The organism is Amycolatopsis marina (assembly GCF_900111885.1).
GTDB classification, from domain to species: Bacteria; Actinomycetota; Actinomycetes; order Mycobacteriales; family Pseudonocardiaceae; genus Amycolatopsis; species Amycolatopsis marina.
This window is the reverse complement of the sequence record NZ_FOKG01000007.1, coordinates 275,683-289,038: the sequence shown is the minus strand read 5'-3', so window position 1 is coordinate 289,038 and position 13,356 is coordinate 275,683. Positions and strand designations below refer to the sequence as shown.

The 13,356-nt window shown below is 68.0% G+C and carries 10 protein-coding genes and 2 pseudogenes; 10 read left to right on the top strand and 2 right to left on the bottom strand.

Features of this window, described 5'->3' with window-relative positions:
• Window positions 1-30: 30 nt before the first annotated feature.
• From BM199_RS14280 to BM199_RS14265, 4 genes are read left to right on the top strand one after another with little or no spacing between them, the layout of a single operon-like run.
• Complete coding sequence (locus tag BM199_RS14280; RefSeq protein ID WP_091673637.1) at window positions 31-1,233, top strand: glycine cleavage T C-terminal barrel domain-containing protein; 1,203 nt, start codon at window positions 31-33, stop codon at window positions 1,231-1,233.
• 16 nt (window positions 1,234-1,249) lie between these two features.
• Complete coding sequence (locus BM199_RS14275; protein ID WP_091673636.1) at window positions 1,250-2,095, top strand: methylenetetrahydrofolate reductase; 846 nt, start codon at window positions 1,250-1,252, stop codon at window positions 2,093-2,095.
• Window positions 2,092-3,789 carry a formate--tetrahydrofolate ligase gene (locus tag BM199_RS14270; protein ID WP_091673634.1) on the top strand — a complete coding sequence of 566 codons (1,698 nt, stop codon included), beginning with the start codon at window positions 2,092-2,094 and terminating at the stop codon, window positions 3,787-3,789. The genes BM199_RS14275 and BM199_RS14270 overlap by 4 nt, the downstream gene beginning before the upstream one ends.
• A 5-nt stretch (window positions 3,790-3,794) precedes the next feature.
• Window positions 3,795-4,352, top strand: a complete 558-nt coding sequence (locus BM199_RS14265) for a cyclodeaminase/cyclohydrolase family protein (protein ID WP_091673633.1) — start codon at window positions 3,795-3,797, stop codon at window positions 4,350-4,352.
• 2 nt (window positions 4,353-4,354) lie between these two features.
• Here BM199_RS14265 and BM199_RS14260 read toward each other — a convergent pair whose 3' ends face one another.
• Complete coding sequence (locus BM199_RS14260; protein ID WP_091673631.1) at window positions 4,355-5,137, bottom strand: IclR family transcriptional regulator; 783 nt, start codon at window positions 5,135-5,137, stop codon at window positions 4,355-4,357.
• A gap of 123 nt (window positions 5,138-5,260) precedes the next feature.
• Here BM199_RS14260 and BM199_RS14255 point away from each other — a divergent pair, with 123 nt between their 5' ends.
• The 5 genes from BM199_RS14255 to BM199_RS14235 all read left to right on the top strand — a co-directional run bounded on the left by BM199_RS14255 (window position 5,261) and on the right by BM199_RS14235 (window position 12,131).
• Complete coding sequence (locus BM199_RS14255; RefSeq protein WP_245788356.1) at window positions 5,261-6,667, top strand: serine/threonine-protein kinase; 1,407 nt, start codon at window positions 5,261-5,263, stop codon at window positions 6,665-6,667.
• 105 nt (window positions 6,668-6,772) lie between these two features.
• Entirely contained in the window at window positions 6,773-7,972 is a 1,200-nt protein-coding gene (locus BM199_RS14250; protein ID WP_091673746.1) for an amidohydrolase family protein, read from the top strand.
• A 148-nt stretch (window positions 7,973-8,120) separates the two neighbouring features.
• Window positions 8,121-10,739 (top strand): helix-turn-helix transcriptional regulator, encoded by a 2,619-nt coding sequence (locus tag BM199_RS14245; protein WP_091673629.1) that lies wholly within the window; start codon window positions 8,121-8,123, stop codon window positions 10,737-10,739.
• 94 nt (window positions 10,740-10,833) lie between these two features.
• Window positions 10,834-11,295 (top strand): cupin domain-containing protein, encoded by a 462-nt coding sequence (locus tag BM199_RS14240; protein ID WP_091673627.1) that lies wholly within the window; start codon window positions 10,834-10,836, stop codon window positions 11,293-11,295.
• Window positions 11,292-12,131 (top strand): SDR family NAD(P)-dependent oxidoreductase, encoded by an 840-nt coding sequence (locus BM199_RS14235; RefSeq protein WP_091673625.1) that lies wholly within the window; start codon window positions 11,292-11,294, stop codon window positions 12,129-12,131. Before BM199_RS14240 ends, BM199_RS14235 begins: the two co-directional genes overlap by 4 nt.
• Window positions 12,132-12,211: 80 nt before the next feature.
• On the opposite strand, the pseudogene BM199_RS34525 reads toward BM199_RS14235, so the two are convergent.
• Window positions 12,212-12,401, bottom strand: a pseudogene (locus BM199_RS34525) (hypothetical protein); the annotation flags it as partial.
• Between BM199_RS34525 and BM199_RS14225 the strand changes: the two are divergent.
• Window positions 12,392-13,308: pseudogene (locus BM199_RS14225) on the top strand (alpha/beta fold hydrolase); the annotation flags it as partial. The pseudogenes BM199_RS34525 and BM199_RS14225 sit on opposite strands and share 10 nt — an antisense overlap.
• Window positions 13,309-13,356 lie beyond the last annotated feature (48 nt).

The following is a 13,356-nucleotide window of genomic DNA, read 5'->3' as shown; positions in this document are numbered from 1 at the left end:
GCATCCGCCGAAGACCCGAAGGAGCGCATCATGACGATCAATCCGGAACCCGGAATCCTGCAGTACCCGCGGATTCGCAAGTCACCCTTCTTCTACGCCTCGCGCAAGCATCACGTCGGGCTCTACAGCGTGTACAACCACACCTACCATCCACGCCACTACGGCGACCCGGTAGGTGAGTACTGGCACCTGCTCGAGGCCGTGACCCTGTGGGACGTCGGTGTCGAGCGGCAGGTGGAAATCACCGGCCCCGACGCCTTCGACTTCACCAACATGCTCGTTCCCCGGGATCTGTCGAAGTGCAAGGTCGGCCAGTGCAAGTACGTTTTCGTCACCAACGCCGACGGCGGGATCATCAACGACCCGGTGCTGCTCCGGCTCGGCGAGAACCATTTCTGGCTGTCACTGGCCGACAGCGATGTCCTGCTCTGGGCCAAGGGGCTCGCACACAACCTCGGCATGAACGTCCAGATCTCCGAGCCGGACGTGGGTCCGGTGCAGGTACAGGGCCCACGGTCGAGCAAGGTCATGGTGGACCTGTTCGGCGAGTCCATTCTGGATGTGCCGTACTACTATGCGGTTCAACGGCAGCTCGACGGGATGGACGTGGTCGTCTCCCGCACCGGGTTCACCGCGGAACTCGGCTACGAGATCTACCTCCACAACGCGAGCCAGGACGGTGTCCGGCTGTGGGACAGGATCTGGGAGGCAGGCAGGCCGCACGATCTCCGGGTGATCGGCCCGTGCCACATCCGGCGTATCGAGGCCGGCATCCTGTCCTGGGGCAACGACATCACCTACGACACCAACCCGTTCGAAGTGGGTTACGGCTTCGAGTCCACCTGGATGGTCGATCTGGAACAGGAAGCGGACTTCGTCGGCAAGGAAGCGCTGCGCCGGATCAAGCAGGCCGGCATCAGCCGGAAACTCGTGGGAGTCGAGATCGGCGGCCCTGGCGTGGGTAGCTTCAACGACGGATCGATGATCGACGTGTTCGCCGTGTACGACCCGGGCGGCGCCCGCATCGGTGACGTCACCTCCGCATGTCACTCGCCTCGGCTGGACCGCAACATCGGTTACGCGATGGTCCCGGTCGGCTACCAGGAGATCGGCACCCGGCTGCTCGTCGAAACCCAGCACGGCATGCAGGACGCCGTGGTCGTCGAGAAGCCCTTCCTGGACCCGACGAAGGACATTCCCAAACGCCTCGAGCGCGAAGCCGCGCCGGCCTGACCGGGATACCCGTCCGATGAGTACCCACGAGAGTGCACTGTTGCGGCACTACCTGCTGAACGCGCGATTCGAGGTGCTGCCGCTGCGTGGCGTCGTCGAGCAGGCGTCGGACCTGCCCGCGGGCAGCACGGTGACCGTCACCTCCTCGCCACGCAAAGGTACGGAGGCCACTTTGGACACGGCGGAACGGCTGGCCGGAATCGGTATGCGTGTCGTTCCCCACCTGGCCGCCCGAATGATCGAGGATCGGCGTGCACTCGAGGCTCTGCTCGATCGGACGGCCGGTCTGGGCATAGACGAGGTGTTCGTGGTCGCGGGCGACGTCGACAAGCCCGTGGGGGAGTTCGGTGACTCGCTCGCGCTGCTGCGGGCGATGACCGAACTCGGTCTCAGGCCCGCACGGGTCGGCATCACGGGTTATCCCGAACGGCACTCTTTCATCTCCGACAACGCCACGATACAAGCGATGAGCGAGAAGGCGCACCACGCCGACTACATCGTCTCACAGATCTGCTACGACCCCACAACCATCGCGACCTGGCTGCGATCGGTACGGGCACGTGGAATAACGCTGCCAGTCCACATCGGTGCCCCGGGTGTGGTGGACGCGGCGAAGCTGCTCCGTATCTCACTGAAGATCGGTCTCGGCGACTCGGTCCGCTACCTGCGGTCCCAGCATTCCGTCCTCAGCAGACTTCTCACCCGATACACCCCGGAGGAGCTGCTGACCCAGCTCACCCCGGCTGTTCTCGATCCTGCCAACCGGATAGCGGGATGGCACTTCTTCACCTTCAACGAAGTCAACAGAACTCGGGAGTGGAGCCACCAGCTCGCCGCCCGGGTACAGGAGGTGCCAGCATGAGTATTCCGTCCGACCTGGAGATATCCCGCGCGGCGACGATGCGGCCTCTTGACGAGATCGCCGCTTCGCTCGGCTTGGGGCCACACCTGCTGGAAAACTACGGGCGCAACGTCGCCAAGATCTCGCTGGACGCGGTCGGCGAGTTGGCGACACGTCCACGCGGCAAGTACATCGTGGTCTCCGCGATCACGCCAACCCCGCTCGGTGAGGGAAAGACGACCACCACGGTCGGTCTCGGTCAGGCACTGCGCCAGCTCGGCCGAAACGCCGCCGTGACGATCCGGCAACCGTCCATGGGCCCGACGTTCGGCATCAAGGGCGGCGCTGCGGGTGGCGGTTACAGCCAGGTGGTGCCGATGGAGGCGATCAACCTCCATCTCACCGGCGACATGCACGCGGTCACCGCCGCGCACAACCTGCTGGCCGCGATGGTCGGCAACCATCTGCACAAGGGAAATCGGCTCGGTCTCGATCCACATCGAATCACCTGGCGGCGCGTGCTCGATGTCAACGACCGCGAGCTACGGTCGGTGGTCACCGGGCTCGGCGGCAGGGCGGACGGTACTCCACAGCAGACCGGGTTCGACATCACCGCGGCGAGTGAGGTGATGGCGGTCCTCGCGCTGGCCACCTCGTTACGGGACATGCGCATGCGGCTGGGCCGCATCGTGGTCGGCTACACGCAGGACGGACTGCCGGTTTCGGCGGAGGACCTCGGCGCCGCCGGAGCGATGACGGTGCTGATGCGGGAGGCGATCAAACCGAACCTCATGCAGACGGTCGAGAACACGCCCGTGCTGGTGCACGCGGGCCCGTTTGGCAACATCGCCCACGGCAACTCCTCGATCATGGCCGACCTGATCGCCACGCGCGGCGCCGACTACATGGTCACCGAGGCAGGTTTCGGCGCGGACATGGGAGCGGAGCGCTTCTTCAACATCAAATGCCGGAACTCGGGCCTGGTGCCGGACGCCGCCGTACTGGTGGCCACGGTGCGCGCGCTCAAGGCGCATTCGGGCCGCTTCCGGGTAGTGGCCGGGCGCGACCTGCCCGAGGAACTGCTGACGGAGAATCCGGACGACGTCCTGGCGGGCGCGGCGAACCTGCGCAAGCAGATCGACAACATCCGGTTGCACGGCGTGTCCCCTGTCGTCGCGATCAACGTCTTTCCCACCGACCATCCCAGCGAGCACGACGTCATCCGCGCGGTGGCCGAGGAAGCAGGCGCTCGTGTGGCGACGAGCCAGCACTTCACCGGAGGCGGAAAGGGAGCACTCGAACTGGCCGAGGCCGTGATCGAGGCCGCCGAGGAACCCAGCCGCTTCCGGCTGCTCTACCCGGACTCGGCCGACCTGCGCACGAAGATCGAGACGATCGCGACGCGCGTGTACGGCGCGGCAGGCGTCAGCTACGAACGCTCGGCGGCGCGGGCGATCGAGGACTACGAGGCAAACGGATTCGGCAGGCTGCCCGTGTGCATCGCGAAGACACACCTCTCGCTGAGTGCGGACCCGAGCCTCGTCGGCGCGCCGACGGGCTGGACCCTGCCGGTTCGGGAAGTCAGGGCGTCGGTGGGCGCGGGCTTCGTCTATCCGATCTGCGGGGACATGCGCACGATGCCCGGTCTCGGCTCGCACCCCGCGGCCGAACGCATCGACATCGACGAGCACGGAGAGGTGACGGGGTTGAATTGACTGACATGGCTTCCGAGAACGGCGGATTGCGCGACTTTCTTGCCGAGGTGGCGGCGCCGACGCCCGCGTGGAGTGCGGGCGGGGTCGCCGCCGTCACCACCGCCGCCGCGGCAGGGCTCGTCGCCATGAGCGCCCGGCTGTCGGTCGAACTGCATGATGCGGGCGAACGGGTCGCCGAGGCGGAGGCGCTCGCCGCGCGTGCCATGGAACTGGCCGCCGAGGACGCGACGGCCTACCGCGAGGTGTTGACCGCGCAGCGCGCATCGGCGGCCGGAGACGTCACTGCCGCGCTCGCCCGCGCCGCGCGGCCACCGCTCGAACTGGCCAGGATCGGCGAGCGGGTCGCGCGCATGGCCGAGTCGCTGGCGGTTCTGGGTAAACCCGTCACTCGTGGGGACGTAGTCGCGGCCGCGCTGCTCGCAGCGGGCGCCGCACGCAGCGCGGCGGTGCTGGTCCGCATCAACCTGACGGCCGCGCACTGCCCTGATGACGACGCGATCGAGCAGGCGAGAAAGGCGGCCACCGCAGCGGATGACGTGGCAAGGGCAGCCGCGGGCCCCTGACGTTATCGGCGGATGTACCCGAGTTGCGTGGACAGTTCGGCCGCGCCGTGGCGCAGTTCGTCGACGATCCATTGAATCCGGTCGTGGGACAACCGGTAGCCGGGCCCGGAGGCGCTGATCGCCGCGACGACGCCGGTCTGTTGCCCGCGCACCGGTACCGCGACGGCGTGCAGACCGATTTCCAGTTCCTCGAAGCTGGTCGCGTAGCCGTCCTCGGTCACGCTCCGCAGAATCTCCCTCAGCCTGGCCGGGTCCGTCACCGTGTTCGGGGTGTACGCGGTGTGCTCGGCGTTGATGAGCCGTTCCCGCTCCGGTGCGTCGACAGAAGCCAGCAGCACCTTGCCGCTGGACGTGGCGTGCAGCGGCGTACGTTTGCCGATCCAGTTGTGCGCGGCAACCGCGGCACCGCCCCTGGCCTGACTGATGTTGATCGCTACCGAACCGTCCAGCACCGCGATGTTGACGGTCTCCCCGAGTATGTCGGCAAGCGACTCACACACCGGCGTACCCAGCTGTGCCAGATCGAGCTGGCCGGTCGCCGCGCCGGCGAGCCGGACAATGCCGAAACCGATCGAGAACTTGCCCCGTTCCCCCTGCTGCTCCACCAGGCCACGCGCCTCCAGCACCCCGACCAGCCGGGACACGGTCGACTTGTGCACTCCCAGTTCGATCGCGATCTCGGTGATACCGGCCTCACCTTTGTGCGCGAGCAACTCGAGGACGCTGATCGCGCGATCCACGGACTGCACGAGTGCGGGTGCCTTGGCACCGTCCGAGTTTCCCATGACGCAACACCCTAGTCGGTCGCGGAGGCTCGGTGCAGCGGCTGTGGCCCCGGGCGTCGCTTCGGCGGCGGGTAGCATCGCGCACCGGGTGAGGATCGGGGCTGGGGAGTAGTGGAGAGGTCTGTGTCGGAGCGGAATTCTGAAGAGCACAGGCTGGTCGCGGGCAGATACCGGCTGCTGGAGACGCTCGGCTCAGGGGCGATGGGCGTGGTGTGGAAGGGCCAGGACCAGCTGCTGCATCGCGACGTGGCGCTCAAGGAACTCGTGCTGCGGAACGTTCCGGACCCCGAACAGGCGACCCAGGCGAAGAGCCGTGTGATGCGTGAGGGACGCATCGCGGCCCGGCTGATGCACGCGAACGCGATCGCGGTGTTCGATGTGGTGGAGGACGGGGGCGTCCCCTGGCTGGTGATGGAGTACCTGCCGTCACGGAGTCTGGCGGACGTGCTGGCCGAGCGTGGCCGGCTGAGTCCTGGCGAGGCCGCCGCGATCGGCAGGCAGATAGCGGTCGCGCTGGCGGCAGCGCATTCTTCGGGAATCGTGCATCGCGACATCAAGCCGGCGAACGTGCTGATCGCCGAGGACGGGACCGCGAAGATCACCGATTTCGGGATCTCCCGCGCCGCAGGCGACGTCACCGTCACCGCGACCGGCATTGTCGCGGGTACGCCCGGCTACCTGGCTCCGGAGGTCGCCAGGGGTGACGACGCCGATTTCGCCTCCGACGTGTTCTCCCTCGGCGCGACCCTGTACCACGCGGTGGAGGGCAGGCCCCCCTTCGGTCTCGGCGAGAACGCCATCGCCCAGCTGTACCGGGTCAGTTGCGGGGAGTTCGATCCGCCGCTGCTGGCCGGCCCGCTGACTCCGGTGCTGCAGCGTCTGCTTGACATCGACCCGAAGGCACGCCCGGGAATGGCCGAGTGCGCTGCCGCGCTGGCCGCGATCCGCGACCAGGTACCGCAGGCGGCCCAAGGCGGGCACGCAGCGGTCGGCACGAAAACCGGCCCCCGCAGAAAAATCGCCGCGCTCGCCGCGGCCGTGGTCCTGCTCGCGCTCGGCGGGCTGCTGGTGGCCTGGCTGATCCCAGCCGACCCGGCCGAGCCGGGAGCCGCCGACCCGCCGCCCCCGGCCAGCAGTCCAACCGAACCGGGCGCGGAGACGACGAGCACGTCGGCGCAGGAGGAAACCTCGGCCGCACCGTCGTCATCCGTACTGGATCGAGCGAGTCGACTCGAGAAAGCCGTAGCGGACTACTACGGGCTGCTGCCCGCGAACCTGGAGGAGGCGTATGCCCTGCTCTCCGACGGTTTCAAGGCCGCACGTGCTTCGACTTTCGGCGACTACCAGGGCTTCTGGGGGCGGATGAGCGCCGTTGACGTGTCCGAGGTGCAGGCGAGCGGTGACAACACGGTCACGGCGACGGTCACCTACACCGAGGCGGGCGGCGGCACCCAAAGCGAACGCCACACCTACACGCTCGTCGAGCAGGACGGCCGATGGCTCATCGACAGCCAGACCCAGGGCGGGTAGCGGTTCGGCGATGATCGCCGGGACGCCGGCACACCGGTGTCGGCTCGTGGATGCGAGTAGTTGGCTACTCGCATCCATCCGGCCCGGCAGCAGCACCATGCGCAGATGGCGACACCGACGACGGCAGTCGAGACCGGACGGCCGACCGTTCTCACGGGAACGTGGTTGTTCGACGGCCACGAGATGAAGCCCGACGCCGTCGTCCTGATCGAGGGACGCCGAATCGTCGCCGCGGGACATGGCATCGCCCACCCGCAGGACGCCGAGATCGTCGACCTCTCGGGAGCGACCTTGCTCCCCGGCCTCATCGACACCCATGTGCATCTTGCGTTCGACGCGAGCGAGGACCCCGTCGGGCGACTGGCCGCGCTTGACGACACCGAGGCGTTGGCCGCGATGGCCGAGGCAGCCCGACTGGCGCTACGGGGCGGTGTCACGACTGTCCGGGACCTCGGAGACCGCGACTACCTTTCGCTGAAACTTCGCGACTCCGCATCGCCGGAGTTGCCGACCATCCTGGCCTCCGGTCCGCCGATCACGATCCCCGAAGGCCACTGCCATTTCCTTGGTGGCGTTGCGATGCCGGGCCTGGACGGCATCCGGGCCGCCGTGCGGGAACACGCCGAGCGCGGCGTCGACGTCGTCAAGATCATGGCCAGCGGCGGGCAGCTCACCCCTGGTTCCCGGCAGGACCTGGCACAGTTCAGTCCTGGGGAACTGGCGGCCGCGGTGGCGGAGGCGCATCGTCACGGGTTGCCGGTCACCGCGCATGCACACGGCACTGCCGCCGTGGTCGACGCGGCCACCGCGGGGGTCGACGGGCTGGAGCATGTCAGTTTCTGGAGCCTCGACGGTGTCGACGAACCACCGCCGGACACCGTTCGGACGATCGTGGACCACCAGATCGTCGTCGGGATGACCTTGGGCATGGCGCCAGCTGCCGGCGCCCAACCTCCGGTCGAGATTCTCCGGCGGTTGCCGCTGATGCTCGCCAACCTCCGGGCCCTGCGGGACGCGGGCGCGCTGTGTGTGGTGGGCACCGACGCCGGACTCGGCCCGATCAAACCCCACGACGTGCTCCGCCATGCCGTACCTCAACTCGGCTCGCTCGGCTTCGACCCCACCGAGGCGCTGCGCACCGTGACGGCGGTGGCTGCCCGGGTGTGCGGGCTGGCCGACACGAAGGGCATGCTCGCGCCCGGGTTCGACGCCGACATCCTGGCTGTCGAGGGGAATCCGCTGACCGATCCCGACGTCATCCACCGGATCCGAGCGGTCTTCGCACGCGGTGTCCGGGTGCGCTGACGCCGGGTTGCCCGTTCATCCCTCCTGCCGCTCACCCGGAATCGCCGCCAGCAACGCTTCCGCTCGGGGATCACCGACTGCCGAAGTGGCTCGAATCGCCCTGACGAGCGTCTTCGCACGGACCGAGCAGGTTTGTACCCTTGCTCCTATGGCGCGCGACTGGCCGTTGGCCGGGCGGGATGAAGAGCTGCGGTTTATCGCCGCCGCCATGCGGCCTGCCACGGGCACTGCCGGTCTCGTGCTGGCCGGGGCGGCGGGTGTCGGCAAGACCCGTCTTGCACGAGAGGCCTTGGCACTGGCCGGCGAGCGCGGCGCGGCGGTGCACTGGGTACTCGGAACGGCATCGGCAGGCGCGATGCCCCTCGGCGCGTTCGCAGGGGTGCTCGACGTTCACGGCGATCCCGCGCGGTTGGTTCGCCGAGCAGTCGAGACACTGGCGCCGAGTCCGGAGTCGGGGCCGGTGGTGGTCGGCGTCGACGACGCACATCTGCTCGACGACCTGTCCGCGATGGCGGTGCATCAGTTGGTCGTTCGCAGCGCCGCGACCGTGGTGCTCACCCTCCGCACGGGCGAACCCGCGCCGGATGCCGTTACCGCGCTGTGGAAGGACGAACACCTCCAGCGGCTCGAGATCCAGCCCCTGTCGGAGGCCGAGACGGCCGCACTGCTCGAGGCTGTCCTTGGCGGTCCGGTCGACAGCGGCAGCGCGGGCCGGTTGTGGTCGTTGACCGGAGGAAACGCGCTGTTCCTCCGGCACCTGGTCGACGGCGAACTCGAAGCGGGACGGCTCGGCCGGATCCAGGAGGTGTGGCGCTGGTCGGACAGTCCGGCGATTTCCGCGGAACTCGCCGAGATCGTCCGCAGGCAGATGGGCGAACTCCCTGGCCGGATGCACGATGTCGTCGACCTGCTCGCGGTGGGCGAACCACTGGACATCGGGTTGCTGACCGGGTTGACCGACGGGCAGGCGGTCGAAGAGGCCGAGGCCAGGCGACTGGTCCGTACCGACATCGACGGCCGCCGCTTTCAGGCTCGGCTGGCGCATCCGCTCTACGGTGAAGTGCGCAGGGGCGAGATGGGGTTGGTGCGGGCGCGGAGGCTGCGTGGCCTGATCGCTACCGCACTCGCCGACGACGGCCGCAACCCCGACGGTCCGGACGGCGTCGTGCGCCGTGCCGTACTGGCCCTGGACTCCGACCTCGAACCGGATCCGGCCCTGTTCGTCGCTGCGGCGCACCACGCGATTCGTCTTTTCGACCTGGCACTGGGTGAACGGCTTGCCCGCGCCGCGGTCGTGGCCGGGGGCGAGTTCGACGCGAAGCTGACGTTGGCCTACGCACTCTCGTGGTTGAGCAAGGGCGTTGAGGCAGAACAGATACTGTCCGAACTGGACGCTGCTGCGTGCGGTGCCGGTGCGCGCGCACGCGTGGCCATCCCACGAGCGGCGAATCTGTTCTGGACGCTGGGCAGAGCCACCGAGGCCGAAGCCGTGCTGAACACCGCTGCGTCAGAGGCACACGACGAGCACGGCCTGGCCCCGCTGGCCGCCGTACGCGCGGCATTCGACGCCGCCCTCGGCCGGCCGCGACCGGCACTCGACGCCGGAATGCGTGTGCTGGCCTCGAGCCCCACGAATGACCAGACCGTGATCATGGCCGCCTGCGCCGTCGTGGCCGCGGCCGCGGTGATGGGGCGGATCGACGATGTCCGCCGCACGGCGCCCGTCGGCTACCGAGCGGCGGCGCGGTCGTTCGACGCCGGCGTCATGAGTTTCGGCCTCGGCGACTTCCATATTCTGGCGCTGAGGTTGTCCGGGGACCTTCGCGAGATCGAACAAGTGGCGCGCGATCGCCGGATGCACAGCGCGGACGTGCCCGGGCCTGCGTACCTGATGGGCCTGGTGCTGCTGGGACAGGCCGCGCTGGCCACCGGGCAGGTGCGCACCGCCGCGCGCTGGCTGCGCGAGGCCAGGGCGGGACTGACCTCGGTCGCGGCGCACGAGTTCCGGTTTCGCTGCCGCCTGCACCTCACGCAGGCACTCGCGATGGCCGGGAACGCTGTGGCCGCACGGGCGGTGCTGGCCGAGTTGGAAGCGGAACGGCACCCTGCGTACACCCTCCTGGAGCCGGACACGCTACTGGCCAGGGCCTGGGTGGCCGCGGCGGAGGGTGCCACGACCGAGGCGACCGCGGCCGCGCGTGGGGCGGCCGCACTCGCACTGGACCGGGGTGCTCCCGCCTACGAGATGTTCGCCCTGCAGACGGCTGTCTTTTTCGGTGACCGCACCGTTGCTGGGCGGCTCGCGGAACTCGCGACCGTGGTACGGGGACCGAGGTCGCCCGCCGCGGCCGCACATGCGGCGGCACTGGCCGAACACGACGGCGACGCGTTGATGTCCGTATCGGCGCGGTGGGAGCAGATGGGCGACCCGCTGGCGGCCGCTGAAGCCGCGGCCCAGGCCGTGGGGGCGTACAGCCGCAGGGGGCTGCGGGGTTCGGCGAATACCGCTGCCGGGCGGGCGCATCACCTCGCTTCGATATGTGAAGGTGCGCGGACCCCCAACCTGGTGGCCGCCGCACGGCCGTTGCCGCTGACCGGACGCGAACGCGAGATCGTCACGCTGGTCGCACAGGGTCTGTCCAATCGGGAGATCGCCGCGCGGCTTGTCGTCTCGGTGCGGACTGTCGAAGGGCACCTGTACCGGGTCGGGAACAAACTGGGTGTCAACGATCGTGGTGAGTTCGCGGCGCTGCTCCACGGCGAGTGAGTTGAGAAGCCGGTTCGAGTAGCCGGTTACTCGAACCGAAAGCTGCCGAGCGCCACACACTCGACGGAACCGACCGATCTGTGCAGGAGTCAGCATGACCACGACAGCGCACTACAGCGGACCGGGCGAGGGAGCCCGGCTGCCCATGATCGACGGCGTTCACATCGTCAAGGTGAGCGCCGAGGACACCGGCGGCGTCTACGAGGTGTTCGAGGTACAGGCGCTGCGCGGCCCGGCCGCGCCGCCACACCGCTCTCCGTGGGCCGCGACCCTGTATCTGCTCGAAGGCGCTGTCACGGTGCAAGTGGAGGGCCGGGCTTTCGAACTCGCCGCGGGTGCCACGATCAGCATTCCGGCTGGCACCGCGAACACGTTCGAGGTCACCAGTGAAAGCGCCAGGTTCCTTGCGTTCACCACCGGGGACGGCGCGGGTGCGTTCTTCGCCGACTTCGCCCGCACAGTGCCGATCGACAGGCCCTTCGAGGAGATCATGCCGCTGGTACTCGCCGTCACCGAACGCAATGCGGTGACCTTCGCCGAACCGGCAGGCCGATGAACGGCCAACCGGGAACGGTGTTGATCACCGGGGCGGGCCGTGGCATCGGGCGTGCCACAGCGCAGCAGCTGGCCGCCTCGGGGTGGGACGTCATCGCCGGTGTCCGCGACGAGGTGGCGGGCAAGACGCTCGCAGCCGAGTCGCCACGGATCCGCCCGATCGAGCTGGACATCACCGTCGCGGAGCACCTGTCCCGGCTCTCGGACGTGTTACCGGGGCGACTCGACGCGGTGGTCAACAATGCCGGGATCGCGGTCGGCGGCCCGGTCGAGACAGTCGCGCTCGCGGATCTGCGTCACCAACTGGAGGTCAACGTCATCGGCCAGGTCGCGGTCGTGCAGGCAGTGCTGCCACGGCTGCGGAAGAGCCGAGGGCGAATCGTGTTCGTCTCCTCGGTCAACGGGCGGGTGGCGATCCCGATGTCCGGCATCTACAACGCATCGAAGTTCGCACTCGAGGCGCTGGCCGACAACCTCCGGGTCGAGCTGCGCCCGTGGGACATCCGTGTGGTCCTCGTCGAGCCGGGATGCATCGACACCGATCCGTGGCGCGGCATGCTGGATCTGCTCGACGGGGTCGTCGAGGACATGAGCCCCGAGCACCGCGAGCTCTATGCCATCCACAACGCCGGGCAACGGAAGCTGTGCGAAAAACTTCAGCGGCAGACGAAACCAGCCGCGACGGTCGCCACCGCCATCGAGCGCGCACTCACCGACCGACGCCCGCACGCCCGCCACCTGGTCGGGCGCGACGCCCGCGCCCTGGCAGCAATGCGAGCCGCACTACCGACCCGCACGCTCGATGCCATATGGGCACGGGGGCTGGGTCTGCCCTAGGTGGGAAATGGCAACAAGTACGCTGCCTGTCGCGATGCCGCTACTCGTGGGGATTCCACTTGGATGTACCGAGGTAACGATCACTCCGCTGATCTGGCGTTTTTGTCACACCGTTTGCGGGTGCGACTCTGACTGGTGTCGAAGAAGGCAGGTTGGCGACGCACACAAGGCCAATTTTCCATCTCGTTCGCCTGTGATGATGCTGATCGCGTCCGCGGCGATCACGCTGAGGGCATCTTCCACGCAGGAAGCCGAGCTGAACCATTGACGGACTGGGAATCCACTTTCTGCACCGCCGGTCCACGCGCGCAGATGCCACTCCTCTGCTCCTGACCCACGGCTGGCCGGGCAGCATTGCCGAGTTCATTGATGTGGTAGACGAGCTGGCAGATCCGAAAGATGCAAACGCGCCAGCGTTCCACGTCGTGGTTCCATCGCTACCAGGCTTCGGTTACAGCGACAAGCCAGCCACCACCGGGTGGGGAACCGAAAAGATCGCGGCCACATGGGTGGAACTGATGGGCAGGCTCGGCTACAGCAAGTTCGTAGCCCACGGCGGCGACTGGGGCGGAAACATCACCACGGTTCTCGGCGGCAGGTTCCCGGCACACGTTCTCGGCATCCACACCACGTTCGCGGAGGCACCGCCCGGATTGACCACGGGCGGGCTGACAGCGGTCGAGCGCAAGTGGACCGAGGAAACCCGCTATCTCTGGCGCCACCACGCAGCGTACGCAAAGCAGCAGGCGATTCGGCCGCAGACCATCGGCTACTCGCTCGTCGACTCACCGGTCGGGCTTCTTGCCTGGATCCTCGACAAGTTCGCCGAGTGGTCAGACACCGAAGACAGCCCGTTCGAGACGATTTCCAGAGACAGAGTTCTTGACGACATCACCCTGTACTGGCTGACGCGGACCGGCGCATCGGCGGCCCGCATTTACTATGAAAGCCACAACTCGGTCAATCCCGAACTTCGGGTCGACGTCCCGTCAGCAATCAGTATGTATCCCCGTGACATCGAGAAGTCTCCGCGCCCCTGGGCACAGGAGCGGTACCGACAGATCGTCCGATGGAGGTCGCCCGAAAGCGGGGGGCATTTCCCGTCCCTGGAGGTTCCCGAGTATTCGTCAAAGATCTACAAGAGGGCCTCGCGGCAGTGCTGGCCGCTAATCGGTGAACGCGGCCGGGTTCCGGCACTCAAGGCGCGACGGAGAGCCGGGTTCAT

Excerpts from the sequence above, each read along its gene's own strand:
- BM199_RS14260 (WP_091673631.1), bottom strand. The coding sequence starts at position 5,137 with ATGGGAAACTCGGACGGTGCCAAGGCACCCGCACTCGTGCAGTCCGTG.
- BM199_RS14235 (WP_091673625.1), top strand. The coding sequence starts at position 11,292 with ATGAACGGCCAACCGGGAACGGTGTTGATCACCGGGGCGGGCCGTGGC.
- BM199_RS14250 (WP_091673746.1), top strand. The coding sequence starts at position 6,773 with ATGGCGACACCGACGACGGCAGTCGAGACCGGACGGCCGACCGTTCTC.
- BM199_RS14280 (WP_091673637.1), top strand. The coding sequence starts at position 31 with ATGACGATCAATCCGGAACCCGGAATCCTGCAGTACCCGCGGATTCGC.
- BM199_RS14240 (WP_091673627.1), top strand. The coding sequence starts at position 10,834 with ATGACCACGACAGCGCACTACAGCGGACCGGGCGAGGGAGCCCGGCTG.
- BM199_RS14245 (WP_091673629.1), top strand. The coding sequence starts at position 8,121 with ATGGCGCGCGACTGGCCGTTGGCCGGGCGGGATGAAGAGCTGCGGTTT.
- BM199_RS14265 (WP_091673633.1), top strand. The coding sequence starts at position 3,795 with ATGGCTTCCGAGAACGGCGGATTGCGCGACTTTCTTGCCGAGGTGGCG.
- BM199_RS14275 (WP_091673636.1), top strand. The coding sequence starts at position 1,250 with ATGAGTACCCACGAGAGTGCACTGTTGCGGCACTACCTGCTGAACGCG.
- BM199_RS14270 (WP_091673634.1), top strand. The coding sequence starts at position 2,092 with ATGAGTATTCCGTCCGACCTGGAGATATCCCGCGCGGCGACGATGCGG.